The 26,019-nt window shown below is 29.0% G+C and carries 28 protein-coding genes and 2 riboswitches; of the genes, 11 read left to right on the top strand and 17 right to left on the bottom strand.

The window, feature by feature from the left end; all coding sequences use genetic code 11:
* Position 1 precedes the first annotated feature (1 nt).
* From cbiE to NON08_RS10760, 7 genes are read right to left on the bottom strand one after another with little or no spacing between them, the layout of a single operon-like run.
* Positions 2–631, bottom strand: a complete 630-nt coding sequence (cbiE, locus tag NON08_RS10730) for a precorrin-6y C5,15-methyltransferase (decarboxylating) subunit CbiE (protein WP_256691576.1) — start codon at positions 629–631, stop codon at positions 2–4.
* Complete coding sequence (gene cbiD, locus NON08_RS10735) at positions 624–1,748, bottom strand: cobalt-precorrin-5B (C(1))-methyltransferase CbiD (RefSeq protein WP_256691577.1); 1,125 nt, start codon at positions 1,746–1,748, stop codon at positions 624–626. Before cbiD ends, cbiE begins: the two co-directional genes overlap by 8 nt.
* Positions 1,748–2,392 (bottom strand): precorrin-8X methylmutase, encoded by a 645-nt coding sequence (locus NON08_RS10740; protein ID WP_256691579.1) that lies wholly within the window; start codon positions 2,390–2,392, stop codon positions 1,748–1,750. The genes cbiD and NON08_RS10740 overlap by 1 nt, the downstream gene beginning before the upstream one ends.
* The gene (locus NON08_RS10745) at positions 2,380–3,708 is read right to left on the bottom strand and encodes a cobyrinate a,c-diamide synthase (RefSeq protein WP_256691580.1); all 1,329 of its coding nucleotides are present in this window, start codon (positions 3,706–3,708) and stop codon (positions 2,380–2,382) included. The genes NON08_RS10740 and NON08_RS10745 overlap by 13 nt, the downstream gene beginning before the upstream one ends.
* A complete protein-coding gene (gene cobD, locus NON08_RS10750; RefSeq protein WP_185892790.1) occupies positions 3,708–4,760 on the bottom strand; it encodes a threonine-phosphate decarboxylase CobD in 1,053 nt (350 codons plus the stop codon). The genes NON08_RS10745 and cobD overlap by 1 nt, the downstream gene beginning before the upstream one ends.
* Positions 4,761–4,781: 21 nt before the next feature.
* A complete protein-coding gene (gene cbiB, locus NON08_RS10755; RefSeq protein ID WP_256691581.1) occupies positions 4,782–5,729 on the bottom strand; it encodes an adenosylcobinamide-phosphate synthase CbiB in 948 nt (315 codons plus the stop codon).
* Positions 5,729–7,213 carry a cobyric acid synthase gene (locus tag NON08_RS10760; protein WP_256691582.1) on the bottom strand — a complete coding sequence of 495 codons (1,485 nt, stop codon included), beginning with the start codon at positions 7,211–7,213 and terminating at the stop codon, positions 5,729–5,731. The genes cbiB and NON08_RS10760 overlap by 1 nt, the downstream gene beginning before the upstream one ends.
* Before the next feature lie 126 nt (positions 7,214–7,339).
* A riboswitch (cobalamin riboswitch) is annotated at positions 7,340–7,518 on the bottom strand.
* A 183-nt stretch (positions 7,519–7,701) separates the two neighbouring features.
* Between NON08_RS10760 and NON08_RS10765 the strand changes: the two genes are divergently transcribed.
* The gene (locus NON08_RS10765; RefSeq protein ID WP_256691583.1) at positions 7,702–9,237 is read left to right on the top strand and encodes a hypothetical protein; all 1,536 of its coding nucleotides are present in this window, start codon (positions 7,702–7,704) and stop codon (positions 9,235–9,237) included.
* 39 nt (positions 9,238–9,276) lie between these two features.
* Here the strand turns inward: NON08_RS10765 and NON08_RS10770 are convergent, their stop codons facing one another.
* From NON08_RS10770 to NON08_RS10800, 7 genes are read right to left on the bottom strand one after another with little or no spacing between them, the layout of a single operon-like run.
* Positions 9,277–10,158: a PocR ligand-binding domain-containing protein gene (locus NON08_RS10770; protein WP_256691584.1), complete on the bottom strand. Its 882-nt coding sequence runs from the start codon at positions 10,156–10,158 to the stop codon at positions 9,277–9,279.
* Between the two features lie 19 nt (positions 10,159–10,177).
* Entirely contained in the window at positions 10,178–10,501 is a 324-nt protein-coding gene (locus NON08_RS10775; protein WP_256691586.1) for a glycerol dehydratase reactivase beta/small subunit family protein, read from the bottom strand.
* Complete coding sequence (locus NON08_RS10780; RefSeq protein WP_256691587.1) at positions 10,498–12,315, bottom strand: diol dehydratase reactivase subunit alpha; 1,818 nt, start codon at positions 12,313–12,315, stop codon at positions 10,498–10,500. The genes NON08_RS10775 and NON08_RS10780 overlap by 4 nt, the downstream gene beginning before the upstream one ends.
* Positions 12,316–12,328: 13 nt before the next feature.
* Positions 12,329–12,751: a diol dehydratase small subunit gene (locus NON08_RS10785; RefSeq protein WP_256691588.1), complete on the bottom strand. Its 423-nt coding sequence runs from the start codon at positions 12,749–12,751 to the stop codon at positions 12,329–12,331.
* A gap of 11 nt (positions 12,752–12,762) precedes the next feature.
* Positions 12,763–13,311 (bottom strand): propanediol/glycerol family dehydratase medium subunit, encoded by a 549-nt coding sequence (locus tag NON08_RS10790; RefSeq protein WP_256691589.1) that lies wholly within the window; start codon positions 13,309–13,311, stop codon positions 12,763–12,765.
* Between the two features lie 10 nt (positions 13,312–13,321).
* Positions 13,322–14,986, bottom strand: a complete 1,665-nt coding sequence (locus NON08_RS10795) for a propanediol/glycerol family dehydratase large subunit (protein WP_256691590.1) — start codon at positions 14,984–14,986, stop codon at positions 13,322–13,324.
* A 16-nt stretch (positions 14,987–15,002) separates the two neighbouring features.
* On the bottom strand, positions 15,003–15,419 hold the full coding sequence (locus tag NON08_RS10800; protein ID WP_256691591.1) for a GlcG/HbpS family heme-binding protein: 417 nt from the start codon (positions 15,417–15,419) through the stop codon (positions 15,003–15,005).
* Positions 15,420–15,650: 231 nt separating this feature from the next.
* Between NON08_RS10800 and NON08_RS10805 the strand changes: the two genes are divergently transcribed.
* Positions 15,651–16,808, top strand: a complete 1,158-nt coding sequence (locus NON08_RS10805; protein WP_264759820.1) for an iron-containing alcohol dehydrogenase — start codon at positions 15,651–15,653, stop codon at positions 16,806–16,808.
* Positions 16,809–16,832: 24 nt separating this feature from the next.
* On the opposite strand, the gene NON08_RS10810 is transcribed toward NON08_RS10805, so the two are convergent.
* Together NON08_RS10810 and NON08_RS10815 are read right to left on the bottom strand one after the other, a co-directional pair.
* A complete protein-coding gene (locus NON08_RS10810) occupies positions 16,833–17,198 on the bottom strand; it encodes a YMGG-like glycine zipper-containing protein (RefSeq protein ID WP_256691592.1) in 366 nt (121 codons plus the stop codon).
* 324 nt (positions 17,199–17,522) lie between these two features.
* Positions 17,523–17,684 carry a hypothetical protein gene (locus NON08_RS10815; protein ID WP_256691593.1) on the bottom strand — a complete coding sequence of 54 codons (162 nt, stop codon included), beginning with the start codon at positions 17,682–17,684 and terminating at the stop codon, positions 17,523–17,525.
* Between the two features lie 158 nt (positions 17,685–17,842).
* On the opposite strand from NON08_RS10815, the gene NON08_RS10820 reads away from it, so the two are divergent.
* The 4 genes from NON08_RS10820 to NON08_RS10835 all read left to right on the top strand — a co-directional run bounded on the left by NON08_RS10820 (position 17,843) and on the right by NON08_RS10835 (position 21,774).
* Complete coding sequence (locus NON08_RS10820; protein WP_256691594.1) at positions 17,843–18,520, top strand: flavin reductase family protein; 678 nt, start codon at positions 17,843–17,845, stop codon at positions 18,518–18,520.
* A 70-nt stretch (positions 18,521–18,590) separates the two neighbouring features.
* Positions 18,591–19,946 (top strand): MATE family efflux transporter, encoded by a 1,356-nt coding sequence (locus tag NON08_RS10825; protein ID WP_256691595.1) that lies wholly within the window; start codon positions 18,591–18,593, stop codon positions 19,944–19,946.
* A 13-nt stretch (positions 19,947–19,959) separates the two neighbouring features.
* Positions 19,960–20,880 (top strand): calcium/sodium antiporter, encoded by a 921-nt coding sequence (locus NON08_RS10830; RefSeq protein ID WP_256691596.1) that lies wholly within the window; start codon positions 19,960–19,962, stop codon positions 20,878–20,880.
* Between the two features lie 60 nt (positions 20,881–20,940).
* Positions 20,941–21,774: an alpha/beta fold hydrolase gene (locus tag NON08_RS10835; RefSeq protein WP_256691856.1), complete on the top strand. Its 834-nt coding sequence runs from the start codon at positions 20,941–20,943 to the stop codon at positions 21,772–21,774.
* Positions 21,775–21,786: 12 nt separating this feature from the next.
* Here NON08_RS10835 and NON08_RS10840 read toward each other — a convergent pair whose 3' ends face one another.
* A complete protein-coding gene (locus NON08_RS10840; protein WP_256691597.1) occupies positions 21,787–22,440 on the bottom strand; it encodes a YczE/YyaS/YitT family protein in 654 nt (217 codons plus the stop codon).
* A 94-nt stretch (positions 22,441–22,534) separates the two neighbouring features.
* Positions 22,535–22,640, top strand: a riboswitch (TPP riboswitch).
* 93 nt (positions 22,641–22,733) lie between these two features.
* On the opposite strand from NON08_RS10840, the gene thiS reads away from it, so the two are divergent.
* From thiS to thiE, 5 genes are read left to right on the top strand one after another with little or no spacing between them, the layout of a single operon-like run.
* Positions 22,734–22,931, top strand: a complete 198-nt coding sequence (gene thiS / locus NON08_RS10845; RefSeq protein WP_256691598.1) for a sulfur carrier protein ThiS — start codon at positions 22,734–22,736, stop codon at positions 22,929–22,931.
* A 2-nt stretch (positions 22,932–22,933) separates the two neighbouring features.
* Positions 22,934–23,701, top strand: coding sequence for a thiazole synthase (locus NON08_RS10850; protein WP_256691599.1), 768 nt, complete (start codon positions 22,934–22,936; stop codon positions 23,699–23,701).
* 9 nt (positions 23,702–23,710) lie between these two features.
* Positions 23,711–24,820 carry a 2-iminoacetate synthase ThiH gene (thiH, locus tag NON08_RS10855; RefSeq protein WP_256691600.1) on the top strand — a complete coding sequence of 370 codons (1,110 nt, stop codon included), beginning with the start codon at positions 23,711–23,713 and terminating at the stop codon, positions 24,818–24,820.
* Complete coding sequence (gene thiF / locus NON08_RS10860) at positions 24,817–25,362, top strand: sulfur carrier protein ThiS adenylyltransferase ThiF (RefSeq protein ID WP_256691601.1); 546 nt, start codon at positions 24,817–24,819, stop codon at positions 25,360–25,362. The genes thiH and thiF overlap by 4 nt, the downstream gene beginning before the upstream one ends.
* Positions 25,349–25,993, top strand: coding sequence for a thiamine phosphate synthase (thiE, locus tag NON08_RS10865; RefSeq protein WP_256691602.1), 645 nt, complete (start codon positions 25,349–25,351; stop codon positions 25,991–25,993). The genes thiF and thiE overlap by 14 nt, the downstream gene beginning before the upstream one ends.
* Positions 25,994–26,019: the final 26 nt, after the last annotated feature.

The raw sequence follows: 26,019 nt of genomic DNA on the forward strand, positions 1-26,019 counted from the left end.
TTCAAACCTTTCTTATAATTGTTACATTCATTTCATATTTTTTATTATACTTTTTATAATCACATACTAAAAATCTTGTAATAACTTCATTTTTATAAGAGAGTCTCTCTCCAATAATTATTTCAGCATTTAAAATATTATTTTTAACAAGTGTTTTACTTATTTCAATTGGATTATTTTTTTCATCAGTTAGAAGTACTACTCCACTTTCACTATTTTTAAATATTTCTACATAATCATTTTCTCTTCCATGGACACTACAAAGTTGATAATGTTCCCAAGTCATCTCTATCCTAGAAAATAGATATTGAAAAGAAGATATCCCTGGAATAACATTAAATTTTTGTTCAGGAAAACTCTTTTTTAAATATGTAAGCAAACTATAATAACCTGTATCTCCTGAAACAATAAATACTATATTTTTATCTAAATTTCTTAAAACAAACTCTTTCATTTCATCTAATTTTTTCATAATATAGATATATTGATTATTTAAAAGAGAGTCAATCTCTTCTAACTGTCTCTCTCCACCTATAACAATTTCAGAATTTTTTATTTTATCTATTCCTGCCTTTGTCATATAATCTAGATTTCCTGGTCCAAGTCCTACCACTGATATCTCTTTACTCACTTTTTAACTCCTCTATCATCTCATAAAATCCATCACTATATCCTAATATATCTCCACTATAATTAAAAAGAATTGATTGAAATTCTATGTTATCTCTTGAAAATTCAGCTGATCTTTTAGCTACTTTATTAGCAATTAAATTAAATAAACTTTCTTTTTTTAATATATATTCTGTAGCTTCTTCAGCTGTATTTGCTTCTAAAACCTTCAAAATATTTTCCCTAGGTTCATCTATTAAAATAGCATTTGCTGCAATTATTTCCAAACGAGCATCAGCAACTCTGCTGTGAGTGTTAAAAATTCCACCTGCCACTTTTATAGCTTTTCCTATGTGTCCAATTAATACTATTTTTTTAAATCCTAATTTTACTGCGCTATCAATCATAAATCCAATATAATTACTTGTTACAACCATCTGCTCAACATCTATATTATTATCTATACAAAATTGTTTCCCATGATTTCCAAAAGCAAATACTACCCATTCTCTAGTGCTATTCTCTTTTAAAACTTTTAATTCAGCAAACATAGATTTAGTAAGTGCATCCTCACTCATAGGTTTAACTATTCCCGTAGACCCCAAAATAGATATCCCTCCTAGTACTCCCAACTTCCCATTAAAAGTTTTCAAAGCTTTCTCTCTTCCCTTTGGAACATATATAGTTACTATCACTTTTAATCCATACTCTTCCAGAAGTGGATTTAAAGTTTTTACTATCATCTCTTGTGGTCCTGGGTTTATAGCTGATTTTCCAGGTGTTACTTTAAGTCCTTTTTTTGTTACTAATCCTACACCTCTTCCACCTACTATCAGCATATTATCAAATTTATGAGCTTTCTCTATTCTTGGTAACTCTTCAACAATTTTTACTTTAGCACAAATCTCTATTCCATTTGTAACATCAGGATCATCTCCTGCATCTTTTAAAACAACACCTCTAGCCCAATTGATTCCTCTTTTTTTTGAGTGTATTGGTATATCTAAAGTTACTCCATTTAATGTGTTTATCTCAACTTTTTCTCCCAAATCTTTTTCTATCAAAAGATTTAATGCAACAAATGCCGCTACACACGCACATGTTCCAGTTGTATATCCCGATCTTAATTCTTTATCCATTAAAATCCTTCTCTCTTATGTAACTGATATAAAATTCCATGAAGTATTGAAACAGCTACAGGACTTCCTCCTTTTCTGCCTTTTACAATAATATATGGTATTCCACTTCCAGGTAGAATCTCTTTTGATTCAGCCGCTCCTACAAATCCTACAGGAACTCCAACTATTAAAGCGGGCTTTTGAACCTCACCAGAATCAATAAGTTCTTTCAATCTAAATAGTGCTGTCGGTGCGTTTCCAATTAGATATATATCTGTATTAGGATCTTTTGCTGCATGTTCTATTCCTACTATTGATCTAGTCACTCCTCTTTCTTTAGCTTCATCTGCTACATCTTTATCTGAAACTAAAGAATAAGCTGAGTATCCATATTTATCTAAAGTAATTTTACTTAAACCATTAGCTATCATGTTAGTATCACAATATATTTTACCACCTTTTTTTAAGGCTTCTAAACATGACTCAACTGCTCCTTCTGAAATCTCTAATAGGTCTGCATATTCAAAATCAGCTGTTGTATGTATAACTCTTTTTACTATTGGTAAATGAGTTGAAGAAAACTCTTTTGCCTTTTCCCCCATCTCTTCCTCTATTATTTCAAAACTTCTTATTTCAATATCTTGTGGTCTTTTTATATATGACATTTCTTTGCTCCTTCTAACATCTGCTTTAATATATTTAAGTTTTTAAAAAAATGTAAATGTGGATATCCTGCTATAAGATTTTTGTTTTTATAACCACATAACCACTCTCTACCATCACTTTTTCTAAGTTTAAACACTCTTTCATTACTACCTATTTCATCTATAGTCGAATAATGAAATTCATGAGCTCTTCCATTTAACTCTCCAAAAGCTACATCTACGTATCCAAATCTACTGATAAAAAGTCTTCCAGTCATCTTTACACTACAGTCAATTAATTGTGCCATAGAATAACTTTTTTGCTCCAAGGTTTTTATTCCTTGGCTAAGATACATAAATCCTCCACACTCTCCATAAATATGTCCTCCAGACTCATGAAACTCTTTTAAAGAGTTTAAAAAATCCTCATTATTTGATAAATCTTCTAAATAATTTTCTGGATATCCTCCACCAAAATATAATAAATCAACCTCAGGTATTTTTTTATCTTTTATAGGTGAAAACTCTATAAGTTCTATTCCCATTCTTTGTAAAAGCTCTAAATTATCCTCGTAGTAAAATGAAAATGCTTTATCTTTAGCTACTCCTACTTTTAATCCTACATATAGATTCTCTATATTTTTAAAAATATCTATATTTTTTTCTGATTTTTCTAGATTAGCTATTTCTTCTATCTTTTTTAAATCGATAGTTTTTTTTATCTCTTCCTTTAAAATCGCTTTTTTTTCTTTTAAATCCTCAACTTCATCTGCTTGAAGTAATCCTAAATGCCTACTACTGATTCCTAAGTTTTCATCTTTTTTTAAATATCCTAGACACGGTATTCCTGTATAGTTTTCTATAGCATCTTTTAACATTTCATAGAGTTTTTCACTATTTACTTTATTTATTATAACTCCAGCTATATTAACTCTTGAATCTAAATTTTTATATCCTAAAACTTCTGCTGCGATACTTGTACTTTTTCCTGCCGCATCTACTACTAATATAACTGGTAAGTTTAAAACTCTAGATAAATGAGCTGTACTATAATTATCTAAAGAATTTCCTAATCCATCATAAAGACCCATAACACCTTCAACAATAGATATTTCTTTACTATGCTTTTCAAAACTATACTTTACTCCCTCTTCTCCCATTAAAAACAGATCTAAATTATAACTTTTATTTCCCGTTATAAATTTATGAAAACTAGGATCTATATAATCAGGTCCTACTTTAAATGGAGCCACATCTTCAAAAGTAGCCATTAGTCCCATAGATACTGTAGTTTTTCCTATTCCGCTTCTTGTTCCTGCTAAAACAAATCCTTTCATTATTTCAGCACTCTCCTTAAAGCCTCTAAAACTTGCTCATTTTTCTTTCTATCTTTTATTGCTAATCTTATATAACTTTCATCTAAAAACATAAAGTTTGAAGCATCTCTTACTAAAACGCCATTCTCTATCATTTTTTTTCTGAAACTTTTAGCATTATCGTTTAATAACTTTACTAATATAAAGTTAGTTTCTGTTGGAGTTACTTCTATATTATCTATTTTACATAACTCTTCATAAAACCATAACTTTTCTTTTTTTATCCAATTTTCTGTTTCATGTATATACAAAGTATCTAAAAGCATAGTTTTACCTGCTATTTCAGCTACTCCATTAACACTCCAAGGTTCTCTAATATTTTTTATTTCATCTAATATTGATTCGTCATAAGTTAATCCATATCCTAACCTAACCCCTGGAAGTGCAAAAAACTTAGTTAAAGCTCTTAAAATGAATATATTTTTATGTTTTAACAAAAACGCAGTTTTATCTTTCCAATCATCAACAAACTCTATAAAAGCTTCATCTATAAATAATTTTTTATTTTTTCTTTCTAAAAAATCAGCTATTTTTTTTATTTTTTCAAGATTTTGAAACTTTCCTGTTGGGTTATTTGGATTACACATAACAACAACATCTTCATCTGTTATAAATTCTAATAACATATTTTCGTTTAAAGAAAAATCTTTGCTCAACGGAAAAAATTTAACATCTCTTCCTGCAGCCCTAGCAGCTCTTTCATACTCTGCAAAGGTTGGCGCAATTATTAAGACCTTTTTAGCTTTTACTGCCTTCATATATAGAAATAGAACCTCTGTAGCGCCATTTCCTACAACTACATTGTCTATATGACAATTATTGTAATCTCCAATAGCTGTCCTTAACTCTACATAGTCTATATCTGGATATTTTTCTAAAGTTTCAAAATTTTCTATAACTGCTTTTTTAAAACTATTTGGAACTCCTAAGGGATTTATATTAGAACTATAATCTAAAACTTCTATCCCGTTATCTCTTTTTAGTTTATATATATTTCCACCATGCAAATCCATATTACTTCACTTCCCATTGTCTTATACTAGTTTAATAAATGTTGTAAACAAAACTATCCCTACAAAAGATGTCATAAACATTATCTTATAACATTTCTTTATATCTTCACATTGAAACTCTTTTAATTTATCTCCTATTGTAGGTTTTTCAAAATATTTTCCAAAATATTTTGTTTTACCACCAAATTGAACACCTATAGCTCCTGCAAAAACTGCCTCTGGATGACCTGAATTTGGACTTGAATGATTTTTTCTATCTCTAAAAAATATTTTTAATGGCTTTTTTATTCCCATTCCTAATAAAAATGTTGCAATTGGAATTATTATTAGGCCAGATAATCTCGCTGGAATAAAATTAAAGAAATCATCTACTTTTGCTGAAACCATACCAAAATCTATATATTTATCATTTTTATATCCAACCATTGAATCAAGAGTATTTACTGCTTTATATCCCATTGCTAAAGGCAACGCCATCGAAACTCCATCAATTACTATAAAACTTCCTAAAAATGCATAAAACATAGGCGCTATAATTCCATCAACACTATTTTCAGCTATAGTCTCCATTGTACTTCTTACAACTTGTATTTCGTCCATCTCACCCGTATCTCTACTAACCAAATAAGAAAGCTCTTTTTGTGCCTTTTGTAAATCTCCACTTTTTAAAATTTTATAAACTTTAATCCCTTCAGCACCTAAACTTTTCGTTGCCAAAGTTGTGTATAGAAAGAAAATTTCTAAAAATTCAGATATCCTAGCTAAGTAATATGACAATACTACTGTTGAAAATATTACTGTAAAAGCTAATACTCCTCCCCATACTTTTTTATTTTTTAATGAATAGATTTTATTTTCAATAAAAGTTATATATTTTCCTATAAATCTAACTGGATGTGGAAACCAATATGGATCCCCTAAAATTAAATCTAACAAATAAGCTATCCATATTTTTAAAATGATGCTCATTAGTTCTCCTCCAAAATCTTATAAATAGCTTTCATGTCCACATTTTCTCTGAATATTTTTTCTAACTTATCCAACTCTTGAAGTCTATATTCATCAAATGTCATTGTGCTATTTTTCTTTTCCAGTCCTTTCTTCTCTCTTATATTATTTAAAATAAAATCAGTAAACTCTCTATTATCAAAAATTCCATGTAAGTATGTTCCGAAAATATTGTCCTTTACTGTGGCTACTAATCTATTATCTAAAGTTATAGATTTTTCTTTCCCCTCTGTTACTCCTTGGTGAATCTCATAACCTTTAACTTGAATATCTCCTAATCCTTTTAATAACCCAGTTTCTCCTTTTAATAATCCTGTATACTGTGTTGTTACCTTCTCTTTTTCCATTGTAGTTTCTATGTCTAAAAGTCCTAGTCCTGGAAGTTCTTTTATATCTCCCTCTATTCCATAAGGATCTAACACTTTTTCTCCTAAAATTTGAAATCCTCCACATATCCCAATAATAGGAGTTCCTTTTCTAGACATTTTTATAATCTCTTGTGCGATTCCTTTCTCTTTTATATCTTTTAAATCATCTATTGTATTTTTAGATCCAGGTATAACTATCATGTCTTCATTTCCTAGTTCATGAAATGATGTCACATAATTAACATTTACATCTTTATTTGCTAGTAAAGCATCAATATCTGTAAAATTCGATATATGTTTTAATTTTATAACCGAAACTGTTATATCTGCAGTTTTTGATTTAATCTTATTAAATTTTTCTGTTACCCCATCCTCATCCTCTATGTCTAGTTCAAAGTATGGCATAACTCCTAAAATTGGAACTCCTGTCAGTTCCTCTATTTTTTCTAATCCTGGTTTTAATATATCAACATTTCCTCTAAACTTATTTATAATTACACCTTTTACTCTAGCTCTCTCTTCTGGTTCCATAAGAGATATTGTTCCATAAATTGATGCAAAAACTCCACCTCTATCAATATCTGCAACTAAAATAACAGGAGCATCAACCATTTCAGCTAATCCCATGTTTACTATATCATCTTGCTTTATATTTAATTCTACAGGGCTTCCTGCTCCCTCTATAACACATATTTGATTTTCATCTTTAATCGTATTATAAGCTTGAATTATATCTTTTTTTAACTTTGATTTATAATCTCCGTATTCAAGTCCTCCCATATTTCCGATAGACTTTCCGTTGACAATCACTTGAATCCTTCTATCCCCTGTGGGTTTTAATAAAATAGGATTCATTGTATAGTGAGCTTCTATCTCACATGCCATCGCCTGAAGAGCTTGTGCTCGCCCCATCTCATGTCCATCTTTTGTTATATAAGAGTTCAGTGCCATATTTTGAGATTTAAAAGGTGAAACTGTGTATCCATCTTTAAAAAATGCTCTACATAAGCCTGTAACTGTTATACTCTTCCCTGCTCCTGAAGACGTCCCAACAACCATTATGTTCTTATGTTTCATAATATCATTTCTCCTAAATTTGTGAAGTTTAGCGGAAATATAAAAAATGCGAAAATGAATAGAATATTGCTAATTAGAATTGAAATTGACAGTTCTAAATACAAATCTGTTCACCGCAGATTTTATATTTTCTTTTATATTCATGGCAGATATCCTGACTCAGATTCATCCTACTCTTAGGCCTTCCCATAAAAACTACAGTGGCTTAGTCTAATTTCGTCCTCCTTACAGTGGCGGGACCGTGCGAGATTTTCACTCAACTTTCCTTTTAATCAAATTATTGAACCATAAATATTATACATATTTATCATAATTATACATAATGATTATGCACAAGTCAACCTTTTTTAAAAGTTTATGTTTAAAAATTAAACTTAATTTTACGTATATATTTTCATATAAAAACTTTCAAGAAATAAAAAAGAAAAACAAAATTTATTCGTAAATTAAATGTGACAATATTAAATTTTATAAGGGAGTGATTAAATATGAATGATGTAAAAACAAATAAACAACCTCTTATTATTGAGGATAAAATTATTAATGTACCTCCTATGTTTGTAGAACTTTTTGCTTTAAACCCAAGAAATTTAAAAAAATGGTTAGTAGGAGCAAAAAATTCAAATAAATCATATGAAGATCTTAAAGTTAAAGATATTTTAAATACAAAAGTTAATGCTGCTGTAAATGATGAGGCTTTTTTGTTAGATGTTACCTTTGGTAACAAAACACATAAGTTATATTTAAAAAAACCAGAGGTAAACAAAGGATTAGATTTTATACTAACAGAGGGAGATAAATTTAAAATAGAAACTAATCTTCATTTAAATGAAATAAATGAAAATAAATGTAACATTCACCTAGAGACTATTTTATTAGAAAGTAAACATAGTTTTCACCCTATAGTGTCTTTTGAGCTAAAATATTTTTTCAAAAAAAGTTTGTCAAATTTTATTGAAGAGTGTGAAAAAAGCTATAGCACTTTACAAAGCGAAGAAAAAACTGTAGAAGCTGAAGTCCTAAACTTCTACCAAAACAACCTTAAATCTTTTAACGAATTAATCGAACCTATAAAAGCTGATTTAGGAGAAGAATCTTTCCAAGATATTCAAAGAAAAATAAAAACTTTAGGTATGGATACATCTGATAAAGCAACTAAACTTTTCACTAATTTAATAGCTATAGTTCCCGCTGAAGATCTTTCATTAGTTAATGATAAAGTTATACAGTTTATTAAAGAACATATTTTTGTTTTAAAAGGTATTTCTAAAAAAAGTAATGCTGAAAATTTAAAAGATATTAATACTATCACTAAACTACAACTTGATAATATTAATTTTATTGTGCCTCAAATTTTAAAAGATATCGATTCTGATAAGATTGTTGAAGTTGAAAATCAATTAAATGATCTTTTAGCAACTGTTATTAAAGAAATAGAAGCTATTATCGAAGAAATTAAAAATAAAGTTCCACCACAACACTTTAAAGATTTAGAAGTTGGCTTTGTTAATACTTTAAAAAATGATTTAGATTCCGCTCAGTCTCTTTTAAAGAAAATAAACCTAGGAAATACAAGTTTTTCTGAAAAAGAAACTAAAATTTTAAATAATTTAAAAGAATCTATTACTAAAATAGAAACTACAGTTAACAATCGTGATAATCAAGCTTATATATCAGTTCTTAATATGGTTGAAAAATCTTTAAAGCAACTTGAACAAGATATGAAAAATCTTAGTTCTAATATAACTGCTGAAAAAATAGAATCTACTAAATCTTTAATCAAATCTACAACAGATAGTTCATATAAATCTTTAACAACATTTTTATCTAATATGACTCCTGAAAATCTTGAAAATAATAAAGAAATTGTTAATCAAAAAATAGAAGAAATTTTAGATAGATATGTAAAAGCAATTAAAATAATATCTCCAGCTATATCTGATGATAAGTTAACTAATATGAGAGAAAAAGTAAAAATAATTCTTTCTAAAGAATACGAATCATTTTGTGCATCTAAAAAATAGAATTTAAATAAAAAAGGATAGTTTAAAAACTATCCTTTTTTATTTTTGAAAAAGTTCTCTATACTCCTTAGGGCAGACTCTTTCATATTTCTTAAATACTTTTGTAAAATAGCTGCTATCTTCTATCCCAATTTCATTAGAAATTTCTGATAAAGATTTATTAGTTATCTCTAAAAAGTATTTAGCTTTTTCTATTTTTTTTACAAGGATATATTCTTTAAATGTTTTTCCTGTTTCTTTTTTAAAAACTCTACTAAATTGAGATATACTTAAATTACATAGTAATGCCACATCTTCTAAATGAATATTTTCTTTTATTTTTTCATTTATATAAGTTATTGCTGCTGATATCTGAGAATGACTATATTCTACTCTTTCCTCTTTTATATTATTTTCTATAATATGATTGTACCATCTTTTACTTTTTATACATTCACTAATATAAACTGATGTATAATGTAATATACTTGCAATACTTTGTAATTCACTATATTTAACTTTTTTCAAAAATCCATAGTTCTCAGCTATTTTTTTTATATTAAACTCTTTCCCTACATTTTCTATTAGAATATCTTCTAATTCAAAAGTCTCTTCATCTTCTAAAAGTATTTGTCCTACCAAAAATGCTCCTACTAATTCACCTTGATAAGCAATTGGTATTACCATATCTACCAAGCCTGCATGACATCTATAAATATATGGCTTTAATGATAAAAATGCTTTGCTTAAAGCTTTTACATCACATTTTTCACAAAAAGAACTAAGCTCTTTATTTTTTCTAAAAATTTTACAAAACTCTGAATAGTTACTTTTTTCTGTCAAATAGTTTCCTTCGTCATCTACAATAACTACAGCCATTTTAGTCATATCAACTATTTCTTCTTGAATTTTTATTAATTCTTTTTTATATTTATGAAGCATCCTATACACCTTTCATTTTTTATTTTTTTAAAGGTAGTCCTTTCAATATTCTAGCAGCATTTTGGCCAAAAACTCTTAATTTTTTTTTAGGACTCTTTATATTTTCTTTTAAAATAAAATCTTTTGAATATTTTTTTTGGTTTAATATAATTTCTCCAAAGCAATCTATACCTATTCCTATTTCAAATCTACCCTCTGTATATAGCTCTTTACTAATTTTATCCTTATCCAAGAATTTTAAAATATATGGAATCTCTTCCTCTTCTATTCCGAAAAAAATTTCTTCTATATCATTTTTTTCTATTTTATTTGAACATACAATTTCTATCCCAGTTTTTTTCACACTGTATCACCCAAGACTAATCCTGTTGCAACTGCATTTCTTGGTCCTTCTACTCCTCTTATATTACCACATCCTGCAACCACTCCATATTTAGATAAAGCCTCTGTTATCATCTCTGGAACTTCAAAATCAAGAGCTGAACCACCAACTATAATTACAAACTCAAAATCTCTTATATTTCTTGTAAGAGATATCTTCTTTAAAGCCCTCTTTGAATTTACTACAAATACTTTCCGCTTACTTTCTCTTCTAACAGTTCTAATTTTTTCTAGAGTACTTTCTATCTCTATTGGAATTAATTTTCCATCTTTAATTAAAACATTTTTAGCATAAATATTTGGTGATAATGGTTCATCAAAAAACTCAACACTTCCATCTTCGTATCTAATATGAAAGAATGATTCTACTTTTGCTAGAGGATATTTTTTAATGTCTTCAGCTAAATCAAAATTTTCTATTCCAAGCTCTTTTTGTATTAATAGAGTCACCATATTTCCAGCTCCAGCTAGATGAGTGTGAGCTTTTCTTCCAAATTTATCTATACTACAAGCATCTGTAGAGCCTGCACCAATATCTATTATAGCTAATGGTTTCCCTGTTCCAGGAGTTGTTAAAGCTCCTTTTATTGCCATATCAGCCTCTACTCCTCCAACTTCCACATCTACATTTAAATCCTTTTTTATTATTTCAGCTAAATGATTCATTTGATTTTTCTCAGTACCAACCATTACTGCTAATCCTACTGCGTTTTCTAGCATAAATTCACCTGCTAATCCACCTTTTATTCTTTGAGGAACGAAAGTGTCTACAGCTAGTAAGTCCTTTATTTTTATATCGTCTATACATTCTCCAGTAAATTTACTCATAGTGCTTTTTACATTTTTTAACATTCCGCCTACATTAGTACCATCTTCGCCAAAGATATCTTGTACATTTAAAAAAGATATCTTTTCCATTATTTTTTCTGCACCCTCTTGAATCCCAACTTCTTCGGTAGTTTTATTACCTTTTATATATAAATTTCCAGCTGGAATAACTTTTTCTTTTACATCTCCTTGAGGAGTTTTTATTACAACTCCAGATCTATTTCCTATTAAAGCTTTTGATAGAGGAACTACTTTTTTTGTCTCTTCGGAATTTAGATTAAAAATTGTCGCAATTCCATAAGGATTTGATATCTTTTCAATGACTCTCCCTTTTAATGCAACTTCAATACAACATTTTACACCCTTTGGTATTTTTTCTACCAATTGAACTTCGTCAACTATTGGTATTTTTGTTCTCAATCTATTGCTAACAAGAACACCATCGTCTCTTTGAAGAATAGCACCTTTAATCTTTACTCCTCTATCTGTTTGACAATTTAAAGTTTTTGCTATTTCTAAAAAATTTCTCTCTCCATTAGCTATAACTATATAATCTTCTTCCAATAATTCTTCTTTTATATTTTCTAATTCGTTTAGCTCAACTGTTATCCCTATTCCTATACCACATCCACCTGGAGTATCTGGATTATGCCCTATCATAGTTGATTCTGTTATAATAGTCTCTGTTATTGTTTCCATAGATACATCACCTATTACAGGAGTAGCTTCATTTATACGAATTAAATCTAAATCTTCTATTTTTAATTTTACTTTTTCTAATAATGAAAAAATAGCCTTTTTCACTCCCTCTACATTATCTTCAGTTCCTTTTAATCCTGTAGTTTTATTAAGTGAGCTTCCTAAAAATTCTATTTTAGTTCCATTTAGTTTAGCCAGAGCAACCTCTGTTGTTGCATTACCTATATCTACACCTGCAATAATTTTCATAATTAAATTACCTCTAATCTTTTCTTAGCTTCCCTCTTTTTTCATAAATTTCAGCTGCTTCTCTCACAAAATTTGCATTTACTATAGCACCATATTTATCCTCAAGCTCATTTGCTATTGTCAAAAGCTCCTCTTTTGTAGATCTATTAGGTCTTAAAGCATTATATATTTCTAATATTCTTTCATCTGATATTTTAACTAATTCACTGGCTCTTTGAAAATTTCTTTTTATAGTTGGTTGTCCTGCTGTTTCAGCAACTTCCCCTTGAAGATTAAGAGTTTCTGAGGAGATTCTAATGTCTTGTGCTTTAATGTTTTCATTTAAAACATTTTCTAAAGTAATCTCATCTAATGTTTTTCCAGTTGGAGTTTTTAACCACTCTTTTCTTTTTTCTCCTAAAGGATAATCCAATTCAATATTAATTTTTTTGTTCATTTTCCATCTCCTTATTCAAAAGTGTATTCTAACTCTTCAGGCTTTTCATTTTCTTTTACATGTTTTGTTTCTTTTATATGTAACAGGGCAGCTTTAGCTTGGTATTTAGGTCTCACCATTTGATCACTTATAACAGGAACTGGATTTGGTGATTCTCCTTTTGCATACTTAGCCGCATTTTTACCAATTAATCTATAAATTTCCGGAGTCAAAAGAGGTGCTTGTGGAAATAATTCTAAGTTATTTAAAGGAAGTAAATCTTTTTGATGTATTACAGTTGTTCCTTTTGATTGTATTCCTATCCCTATTCCTGATCCACTTAGTTTAGCAGCATCATTAGCTATAAAACAAACGTCTGATGTTCTATTTACTCTTACAACTCTTGCTATTAATCCCTCTTCCTCTATTCCTGCAATTAGCTCCATCAAAACTATATCATGAGGAATGTCTGTTATAGTTTTGTTTTGATATTTTTTAAAAGCTGGAGCTAAACCTATAACTACCTCCTCTATTCTATCACCTTTTTTTGCAATTCCAACCTCTTTTATTTTTATTTCCATTTTTTTCCTCCTATTCAATACTTTCTGGCTTTATTGCTGTTGGAATATTAGAAATTTCATTCCATCTATCTTCACTTATTCTATAACCGCTTCCTGGTCCCATATAATCATTTTTATCATTTATTGCACTTATAATTTTAAAATCTTTATTTAAAATTGCTGAAGTTTGAAGATAATCTCCTGAAACTCTTTGTTTTAACATATTTAGTACATTTTCTGCTACATCTTTAAATCCACCTCTACTCAAGGCTTTCACTAAATCTAATCCTGTTATTCCTCTTTTTAAAAGCTCTTCAGCGCCCTTTAAATCTTGAACAACATCTCTTGCTGGCATATCTTTACTACCATGAGCATAAGTTGCTGCATAAACTTCATCGTCTGTTATTTCAGGTAAATCTAACTCCTTAAATAATCCTTGAATAGCTTTTGCTGCTTTATTTCTTATTTTTATTACCTCATCTTCAGATACAGGTCTTAATCCACCATCAACTTTTAAGTCTCTTTGTAAAATATTGTAGTCATCAAAATCTTCAGCATCAAAATTTGACCCTGCAAACATATTATCATAATTTGGTACCGCACTGTATCCAGAGAAAATAAAATCTGTTCCTGGTAACATCTGCATTAAAGTTCTAGCCGTTCTTCTTATATCTGAGTGAGAAAAAGTTTGATCATTTGCTGATGCGCATTCTAAGTCTAAAAGCATAGCTATTAAGTTCTCACCTAAAACTGCTCTTATTCCTCCTGGAAGAGCACCTGGCATTCCTATACAACTTACAGCTCCATTTTGTAATCCTTGAACTCCTGCCCCTCTAGTTATATATATACATCTAGTTTCTAAGTACAGCATTGATTTTCCTTCTGAATATCCCATTAATGCCTCTGAACCTGTTCCAGAAGTAAATCTCATTTTTAATCCTCTTGATGCATAAGCAGATGCTAAAAATGCCTTTGACCAAGGTGTATCATCTCCATCTGTAAAAACTTGCTCTGTTCCATAAACAGAAACAGTCTCAGCATAACTTGTAAATCCTCTCATTCCAAGTTCTAGTTCTGTAGCCTCTTCAACTGAACATTGAGTTAAAACTCCTCCTCTTCCAACTTGCGATCCTACAAATATAGCAATAGCATTAAATGGAGCATATCTTACAATTCCTACTGTTGTTTCCTGTTCATCAAATCCTCTTATAGCAGCTTCTGCTGCATCTGCCGCAATTTGAACTGGGTTATCTCTTAAATTTGTTACATGACATTGATTTGACGGAGTTTTTCTAGCTCTCATCTTTTGAACAGCCATCATCATTTCAACAACATTCAAATGACTTATTACTTCTACCATCTTTGCAGGTGTTATACCTGTTGTTATCTTTAAAATATCCTCTTTTTTTACATTTATATCAACTAATTTTTTTGCAATTTCTAAAGTTGATAATTTCATAGCTTCTTCAGCATATCTTAAATCAATAGCATAATCAGCTATAAAAAGATCTATTGTATCAAACTCTTCTCTTTTTTTACCATCTAACTCTATTATTTTTCCATCTTTAATTAATAAACTTGGTTTAGGGTCTAATGGACTATCCATTGCAATTAGTCCTTCTTCTTTCCATTCACCTATAAATCCATCTTTATTTACTGCACGCTCACTTAATACTTCAAAACGTTTCGATCTCATCGTTCCTCCTCTAAACTTATAAAGACTTTAATGCTGCTTTAGCTATTTCCATATCCTCTTCTACTGTTCCTCCACTTACACCAACAGCTCCTACAATTTCACCTTCTATGACAATAGGAAATCCTCCACCAAAAGTTATTATTCTTGAGTTATTTGTCAAATTAAGACCGTATAAGCTTTCTCCTGGAAGAACAACTTCACTTAGTTCATTAGTTCCTTTTTTTAATGCCCAAGCTGTAAAAGCTTTATTTACAGAAATATCAACACTTGTTACAAAAGCTTCATCCATTCTTTCTAAATATAACAAATTTCCTCCATTGTCAACTACTGAAAATACTACAGGAACTTTTATTTCTTTTGCCTTTTTTAGCGCTGCTTCGCCCATTTTTTTTGAAGCATTTAAAGTAATTTGATTAAAACTTTTTGTAATCATAACTCTTTCCTCCTATTATCAACCATTTTTTATGTTCATATATCGAATATTAACAACTTTTTCTATATACTTCAAGGTAGTTATCTTTCTTAAATTGGTATTATTTTGTCATTTTTATAAAAAATGATCTTTTTTTACCATTTTTAAGTTGTTTTTTACCTTGTTTAGATATATTTTTTTTGTTACTCTTAAATTGAAACAACAATTACTTTATTTTGGGAGGAAATTATAATGAGATTTTATGATTATTTAATGCCTAGTGTTAACTTTTTTGGACCAGGATGCCTTAGTGTAGTTGGGGATAGAGCTCAAATACTTAATGGAAAAAAAGCTTTAATTGTTACTGATAAATTCTTACACTCTTTAAGAGATGGAGCTGTTGAAAAAACTATACAGTATTTAAATGAAGCCGGTGTTGAAAGTGTTGTATTTGATAATGTTGAGCCTAATCCTAAAGACACAAATGTATATGAAGGTGCAGACATGTATAAAAAAGAGGGTTGTGATATGATTATCACTGTAGGTGGAGGATCACCTCATGACTGTGGTAAGGGAATTGGGATAGCTGTTACACATCCAGGAGATATTTGTGACTATGCTGGAATTGAAACTTTAATAAATCCACTTCCTCCAATTATTGCTATCAATACTACAGCTGGAACTGCTTCTGAAGTTACAAGACACGCTGTTATAACTAATACTAAAACTAAAGTTAAGTTTGTTATTGTTAGTTGGAGAAATTTACCACAAGTTTCTATTAACGATCCTTTACTTATGCTTGGAAAACCTGCTGGTTTAACTGCTGCTACTGGTATGGATGCGCTTACTCATGCTATTGAAGCTTACGTTTCTAAAGATGCTAATCCAGTTACAGACGCTGCTGCTATTCAAGCTATTAAATTAATTTCACAAAATTTAAGACAAGCTGTTGCAAATGGAGAGAATTTAAAAGCTAGAGAAAATATGGCCTATGGTCCACTTTTAGCTGGAATGGCATTTAATAATGGAAACCTAGGTTATGTTCATGCTATGGCGCACCAATTAGGAGGACTTTATGATATGCCACATGGTGTTGCAAACGCTATGTTACTTCCTCATGTTTGTCGTTATAATATGATTGCTAATCCTGAAAAGTTCGCTGATATTGCTGGATTTATGGGAGAAAAAGTAGATGGATTATCTACAATTGAAGCTGCTGAAAAATCTATTGAAGCTATTTTCAGACTTTCTGGAGATGTAGGAATTCCTAAAAGTTTAAAAGAAGCTGGTGTTAAAGAGGAAGATATTGAACTTATGTCTATTAACGCTTTAAAAGATGGAAATGCATTTAGTAACCCTAGAAAGGGAAATGAAAAAGACGTTGCTAATATATTCAGAAGTGCTATGTAAAAAAACCTCCAATTGGAGGTTTTTTTAATATGATGAATTATACGGTTGGCTATAGTATGGTCTATCGTATTGTTGATTATACTGATTATTGTATTGAGGCTGATTATATTGAGGTTGACCTCCATACTGCGGTTGATTATTATAATAAGGTTGTTGATTTGTATCTTTTATTGCTTGAGTTTGATCTTGAACAGATCCTACTAAAGCTCCTGCTGCCGCTCCTATTCCTGCACCTAAAAGAGTCGCACCAGTGTCTCCTCCAATCGCTTGCCCTAAAAGTGCTCCTGCTCCTGCCCCTACTGTTGTAGATCCTATAGTATTAGAACCAACATTAGAACATCCTGATAAAAGCATTATAGACAAAACTGATAATACAAGATATTTTTTCATAATTTAACTCCTTTCACTCTTTCAAAATTTATTTATTTTCTTCTACACCTATTATCATTGGAAAAAATGGAATTTTTAGCACTTTAAAAATTCTATAGTTTTTATGTTTAGGTACACTTCTATCTATATAAACATTCACATTTTTATAAACTATTTTTTCTCCACATTTTTGTTTCTTATCTCCTGTTATAAGATCAACCTGAACATCAAATATAACCGGACATCATTTACTTCCTTTAGTATCTTCTAAATATAATTTGATATCTTTGACATCTTTTTCTCTTAAATAGTTTAAAACTTCTTCATCAATATTTATATCCATTATTATTCCTCTACAATTATAGTTCTATTTATCATAAACTTTATAAGAGAAAATAAAAAGAATGGAGACGCTAATCCAAATGTTATTACAACTAAAACTGTCCATCCCAATAGAAATAATAAACTATCTGCAAAACCTACATCACATCTTAATCTTCTAGACATTTTCTTCACCTCTTTATTATTTTTATTCTATAATAATATATTTTTTCTTTTAATTTTACAAGATTTTTTCTAAACAATCTATTTCAACTTCTAGACATTAAATAATTAATATTGTATAATAAAGAGATAAAATTAAAGAAAAGTGAGGAGTTTATAGAATGACTAAAGAACTATTTAAAGGAAGTGTAGTTTTAAATCCAGTTCCAGCTGTAGTTATAACATCACAAAACAAAGATGGTATAAATAATGCGTTTACAGTAGCATGGACAGGGACTATTTGTACAAATCCTCCTATGCTTTCTATCTCAATTAGACCTGAAAGATTATCATATGAATATATTAAAGAATCCATGGAGTTCACAGTTAATCTACCAAATACTTTTCAAGTTAGAGAAACTGATTATTGCGGTGTTATTTCAGGAAGAGATGTAGATAAAATAAAACATCTTGGATTAACAGCTAAACCTGGACATCACGTTAACTCTCCATATTTAGAAGAATTTCCTATAAATATCGAGTGTAAAGTTAAGCAGATTATTCCATTAGGAACTCATGATTTATTTTTAGCAGAAGTTGTTGGGTCACATATCAATAAAAATATAATCGATGAAAAAGGAAAAATACATTTCGAATGGGCTAATCTAATCAACTATTGTCATGGAGAATATTTTCCAATGTCTAAAAAACCTATTGGGCAATTTGGGTTTTCAGTTGCTAAAAATCCGATATTAGTTGAAAAATATCAGCATATTAAATCTTACTTAGAATATAGAGATGAGAAAAATAATAAAAAACCTAGAAAAAAGGTTAAAAATAAAGTAAAAAAGAAAAAATAAAATACAATAAAAAAGAGCAGATGGGCAGCTTATAACCCATCTGCTCTTTAATTTACAAAAGGAGTGTTACATGTTTCAAAAATTTAAATTCGAAAAAAGTTTTATCAAAATGTTAATGGCTTTAGCCATCCCTATTATCTTGCAAAGTTTAATTACAGCCTCTTTAAACCTTTTAGATAATATTATGGTTGGTAAATTGGGAGAAAGTGAGATCGCTGCAGTTGGTTTATCTAACCAATTTTATATGATTTTCTTTTATTCAGTAGCTGGAGTAGGAATGGGAGCTTCTATTTTTATGTCTCAACTTTGGGGTAAAAAAGATGTAAAAAAAATTCATGAATTTTTAGATCTTTCCCTTTTAATATCTCTTGGTGTTTCTATATTTTTTGCTGCTATTGCACTAATTTTTCCAGCAAATATAATTCATATTTTTTTAAATGACCCTGTTGTTACTTCCTTAGGAGTTAGTTATTTAAGGATTGTTTCTGTCAGTTATATCTTATCCTCTATAACATTGGCCTACTCTATGGCTCTTAGAAGTACTGCTCAAACTAAATTACCTATGTACGGAAGTATTGTTGGAATTCTTTTCAATGGACTTTTAAACTATATATTTATTTTTGGTAAATTTGGAGCACCTAAAATGGGAGTAGCTGGTGCAGCCTTGGGAACAACTGTTTCAAGAACTATGGAGCTTGCTTTTCTTTTATTTATGATTTATAACTATAATAATGTTATTGCTACAAAATTTCATGGACTAAAAGAACTCTCTATAAAAAAATTAAAAGAATTCTTTAAAATCGCATCTCCAGTTATCTTTAATGATATTATGTGGATTTTAGGAATTTCTACTTATTCTATTGCTTATGCTAAACTTGGAGTTAATGCCACTGCAACTATGCAGATTGCAATAACTGTTAATAACATGTTCAATATTTTTGGTATTGGTATTGGTGCAGCTTCAGCTATTATAATAGGAAATAAAATTGGTGCCGGATTAAAAGAAGAAGCTTATTCTCTATCTATTAAAATCTCGCAATTTGGAGTTTTTCTTGGGATTATTATAGGAATAATATTCTATTTTATTTCTCCACTTTTCGTTGGCGTATTCAAAATAACTCCAGAAACTGCTAAAAATGTAATTACAGTTTTAAAAATAATGGCATTCTTTATTCCTGCAAGATTTTATGCTATTATACAAGTAATAGGTACTTTAAGAGGTGGTGGAGATGTTGTTTACGCAATAACTACTGAGATGATTGGAATTTGGATTATTGGAATTCCAATGGCTTTTGCTGCTATTCACTTTATCCCTGGACTATCTATAACAACACTATACTTTATAATCTGTTTAGAGGAGCTTGTTAAATGTGCTATAACTTATCCTCGTGTTACGTCTTATAAATGGATTAGAAGTTTAGTTTAATTTAGGAGGATTTATGCTATCTTTAATTATTTTACTTATTGGAGTTTTATTTTTAGTCTTTGGAGCTAATTTTCTTGTTGATGGAGCATCAGTAATAGCAAAAAGATTTAATATTCCTAATATTGTCATCGGACTTACTATAGTAGCTTTTGGTACCTCTGCTCCTGAGCTTGTGGTAAATGTCATTTCTGCACTTAATGGCAAATCTGCTATTACTTTAGGAAATGTTATTGGAAGTAATGTTATAAATGTTCTTGTTATTTTAGGAATCACATCTATTATTTATCCTTTGACAGTAGCTAGAAATACAGTAAGATTTGAGATTCCTATAGCTCTTTTTGCATCAGTTTTAACATATGTCTTATCTAAGAATGGAGTTTTAACTCGAGTTGATGGCTTTATATTACTTGGTTTTTTCCTTTTATTCCTTATGTATAACACATATTTAACAGTTACAAATAGAGAAGAAAGTGAACTTGAAGTTAAAAATTATACTTTACCTATTGCTATCGGTGTTACTGTTCTTGGTTTCATTCTCCTTGTATTTGGAGGAAAATTTATTGTTGATTCTGCTGTTAATTTAGCAAGAAATTTTGGAATTTCTGAAAGAGTCATCTCAGTTACAGTCGTTTCTCTAGGAACATCTTTACCTGAACTGGCAACTTCAGTTGTTGCCGCTTTTAAGAAAAATACGGATATTGCAATTGGTAACGTTGTTGGTTCTAATATTTTTAATACATTCTTTATTCTGGGAATATCTGCTGTTATTACTCCGATAGATGTTCCTAATAACGCATTTATAGATTTAATTTTAAATATGGTTTCTTCTATACTTCTTTTAGCCTTTGTCTTAAGAAACTATAGATTAAATAGAGTTCATGGACTTTTATTTTTAAGTGTTTACTCTACATATTTATACTCTCTTTTTAAATAAAATAAAAAGGAGGAGATTAAAATTAAAATAATATATGAGAATGAAGATTCACCTATTGGAATAGTTCAAATTATACATGGTATGAGCGAGTATTCTGATCGATACCTTGAGTTTGCAGTTTTTTTAAATATAAATAGATATATTGTTGTTTTATCTGATCATAGAGGTCATGGTCAAGAAGCTTTAGAAAATAAAACTTTGGGAATGTTTAGTGATTCTTTTGACATTTTAGTTTTTGATCAAGTTAATATAAGTAAAGCTATAAAAGAGCAATTCCCAAAACTACCTATTTTTATTTTAGGCCATAGTATGGGATCTTTTATAGCACAAAAACATATGAAAGTATATTCTAAGGAACAATTCAATTATATTTTCATGGGGAGTTGTTACGAAAGAAAACTTATGACTTTTATTGGAAAAGCTCTTTTTAAATCAATATCTCTTTTAACAGATAATCCTAAAAAAATTTTTAATAAAATCATTTTTTTAGGAGCTAACTCAAAAATTAATGACAAAAATAAGAATAGTTCATCTTGGTTAAGTAGAGATCCTAAAGTCGTAGAAAATTTTTTAAAAGATCCTCATTGTGGGTTTAGTTATACTCCTAAATTTTATTATAATTTTTTAGATTTTTTATCTAAACTTTATGAAGAAAATAGCTTTAATTTCGTGAATAGAAATACTCCTATTTTAATTATCTCTGGAGAATCTGATCCTATTGGTCTTTATGGAGTTGGTGTAAAATCTCTTTATCATTTTTATTTTAACTTAGGTTTTAAAAACATTTCATTAAAACTTTACAAAAACTGTAGGCATGAAATTTTAAATGAATTAAATAAACATGATGTATATAAAGATATATTATTTTGGTTAAACAAAAAAGGAAGAAATTAATCTTCCTTTTTTTTATTTTAATACTTTTCTTTTTAAAATTTTAAATTCTGATATTATACTTCGATGCTCTAATTTTTTTATATCCTGACTATTTATCTTAAAAAAATATTGAATTAATGGTCCAACACATAATGAAGATATAACTGTTCCAATACCTATTGTTCCTCCTAAAATATATCCAAAACTTAGAACAACTATCTCAATACATGTCTTAATTTTCCATAATGGATATTTTGATTTTTTTGTTAAAATAACCATTAAACCATCTCTTGGTCCACATCCCAACCCTGTGGATATATAAACATAACAACCATAGCTAAATATTAATATTCCCACTATCAAGATTATTATTTTTTTTAATAGTAAATCTCCTTTAGGAATTATATCTAAATAAATATACATATCTATGAAGACTCCAACTAACAAAAAATTTATTATAGTTCCGCTTCCAATTGGTTGCTTTAAAAAAATACTAAATAAAACAACAAATGCTCCAACTAATAAATTAGCCTCTCCTAAAGTTATTCCTATTGTTTTGTTTAATCCTTGATTTAAAACATCCCATGGTGATAATCCTAAATTTGAATTTAAAATAGTTACCACACCTAGTGCACATAGTAACAACCCTATCATCAACTTTAAATATTTTAATAATTCATGCTTCATTGTTTTTTTCCTTTCGTAATTTTTCTTGAAATATTATATCACTTTTAAAGAAAAAAGAAAATTTTATTTGATTTTTTTTTAATTTGATGTACAATAACCTTGCTAGGGGTGCCTTTTAGGCTGAGAGACTTTTATGAAAAAGTTAACCCTTCGAACCTGATTTGGTTAAAACCAACGTAGGGAAGCTATTTTATTTAGTTATTCAATTAACTTTTTAAGAAAGCTATACTCTTACGGGTATGGCTTTTTTTTATAAAATAGCCACCTTAAAATTTATAGGGAGGTCGTTTAATTTGAATTTTAAATTTAATGGAGAGTTACAAAAACTTAATTCCAAAAGTACAATTAAAGAGTTTTTACATTCTTTAAATTTAGATACTAAGGGAGTTATTATTTTGCTTAATGATAACATTTTAAAGAAAGAAGAGTTAGATATATCTATTGAAGAGGGATGTTCTATTGAAGTTTTAAATTTTGTGTGTGGAGGTTAAATATGGATAAATTGTTTATTGGTGGGGTAGAATTCAGTAACCGTCTTATAACTGGAAGTGGTAAATTTTCAAACTATTCTTTAATTAATGAAATGTTAGAGAAATGTGGTAGTGAAATGATAACAGTTGCTTTAAGAAGAGTTGATTTAACTGGAAAAAGTGAAAATATATTAAAATATATTCCTCAAAATATAAAGCTTCTTCCAAATACAAGTGGAGCTAGAACTGCTGATGAAGCTATTAAAATAGCTAGAATTGCAAAAGCTGCTGGATGTGGAAATTTTATTAAAATTGAAATTATTAGTGATATGAAGTATTTAATGCCTGATAACGAAGAAACTATTAAAGCTACAGAGGTGTTGTCTAAAGAGGGATTTATTGTTATGCCATATATTAATCCAGATTTAGTTGTAGCTAAAAAATTAGAGCTTGCTGGAGCTGCAGCTATAATGCCTCTTGGAGCACCAATAGGTTCAAACAGAGGTCTTTTAACAAAACCTATGATTGGAATTCTTGTTGAAAATTGTAAGTTACCTATCATTGTTGATGCTGGAATTGGTAAACCATCTCATGCTTGTGAAGCCATGGAAATGGGATGCAGTGCTGTTCTTGTTGATACTGCTATTGCTACTAGTGGTGATCCTGTTAAAATGGCTATAGCTTTTAATAAAGCTGTTCAAGCTGGTCGAGAAGCATATTTAGCCAAATGTGGAAAAATAAGCAATAATGCTATTGCTTCATCACCATTAACTGGATTTTTAAGGGATTAGTGAAGAAATATGAAAGATATTTTAAAATGTTACGAATCTTTTGATTATAATAATTTTTTTAATAATTTAACTATTTCTGATATAGCATCTATTATTGAAAAAAGTGGTGATAAAATTTTAGATGATTTTGAATTTTTAGCCTTATTGTCTCCAAAAGCTTCTCAATTACTAGAGGATATGGCAATAAAAGCTAACTCTATAACCGAACAATATTTTGGTAGAGAAATACATATATATGCGCCCTTATATATATCAAATATTTGTGATAATGAATGTAGTTATTGTGGTTTTAAACATTCTAACCCAATTAAACGACGACACCTAACTTTTGATGAAATCGAAAAAGAAGCTTTATTTATTTCTAAAACCCTTGGAATTCACAGTATTATTTTATTAACTGGAGAAAGTTCTATTAATTCTGTAAACTATTTAAAAAAAGCCATTAAAATTTTAAAAAAATATTTTTCTACAGTTATAATTGAAGTTCAACCTCTATCCCAAAAAGAATATAAAATTTTATTTGAAACGGGACTTGATGGTGTCACAGTTTATCAAGAGTGCTATAATAAGGAAACTTATTCAAAATATCATTTAAAAGGAAATAAAACAGACTTTTTTTATCGACTAGAAACTCCTGAAAGAGCCGCTATGGCAAATTTAAGATCAATCAATATAGGTACTTTATTCGGTTTAGGAACTCCCATTGAAGAAGCCTTTTTATCAGGAGTTCATTTAAAATATTTAATAAATAAATTCTTAGGCTCTCAGTTTTCGATCTCTCTTCCTCGAATTAAAGAAGCTTATAGAAATATAAAACCTGAAAATATAGTTAATGATAGAGAATTTGTTCAATTTCTTTTAGCTTATCGGCTAACTTTTCCCACGGTAAGTATTAATATTTCTACCAGAGAAAGTAAAGAGTTTAGAGACAATCTACTACCTTTAGGTGTAACTAAATATTCAGCTGGATCTGTCACAGAAGTTGGAGGTTATTCTCTTTCTAATAGTTCTGAACCTCAATTTGAAACAGACGATCATAGAACAGTTAATGAAATTGTAAATATGTTAAAATTAAAAGGATATCAACCTATTTTTAAAGATTGGGAAGGTAGTTTATGATTAAAATTGGGATTGCCGGATGTGGTGGTATTGGATCAAATGTAGCTATGAATCTTGTTAGGGCTGGTCTTGAAAATTTTATTTTAGTCGACTTTGACAAAGTTGAAGAATCAAATTTAAATAGACAATTCTTTTTTAAAAAACAAATAGGCTCCTATAAAGCTTTAGTTTTGGAGGAAAATTTAAAAAATATCAATCCAAATTTAAATATAGATTCTTTTGTAGAAAAAATTTATGAAGGAAATATTTCAAATTTTTTTACAAATTGTGATATTATAGTTGAAGCCTTTGATAAAAAAGAGTTTAAGACTCTCTTAATTGAAAATTATTCAAATAAATATATTGTTTCTGCAAATGGAATCGGCGGAAGAGAACTGGAAAGTGTTAAAACATTAACACTAAAAAAATTAAATATAGTAGGAGATTTTTATAGTGATATCTCAAACTACAAAACTTATTCAACAAAAGTTATGTTTATAGCTTGTATTATGGCAAATAAAATTTTAGATATACTAGGAGGATTTCCAAATGAAAAATTTTAAACTCCCTATTGGAGTCTACGCAATAACAGATTCTAAATCTGGAAAAAATAAGGATTTTTTAGAATATTGTGAAGAGCTTTTAAAAGGTGGCGCTAAAATTATACAGTATAGAGAGAAAAGTAGAGATTTAAAAAAACTTTTAAAGGAAGCAAAATCTTTAAGAATACTTACAAAAAAATATAACGCTATTTTTATTGTTAATGATCATCTTGATATAGCTCTTTTATCTGAAGCTGATGGAATACATATTGGCCAAGATGATCTTCCTATTAAAGATATTAGAAATCTTTTAGGAGACGATAAAATTATCGGAATATCCACTCATAATCCAGCTGAAGCACGACAAGCTTTACTTGATGGAGCTGATTATATTGGAGTGGGGCCTATTTTTTATACTGAAACTAAAGAAGATGTTTGTGCTCCTGTAACTCTAGAATATCTAGAGTTTGTCAATAAAAATATAGATTTACCCTATGTTGCTATTGGTGGGATAAAAGAAAGTAATATTCAACAAGTTCTTTTTAAAGGAGCTAAGTCTATTTGTCTAGTTTCTGAACTAGTTGGAGCTGTTAATACTTTAGAAACTACTAAAAAAATCAATAATATTATTATTGATTGGCACACTAAATAAAAAATAGAGAATCTCGAAGATTTGAG

Source organism: Cetobacterium sp. NK01 (assembly GCF_024506395.1).
Lineage (GTDB): Bacteria > Fusobacteriota > Fusobacteriia > Fusobacteriales > Fusobacteriaceae > Cetobacterium_A > Cetobacterium_A somerae_A.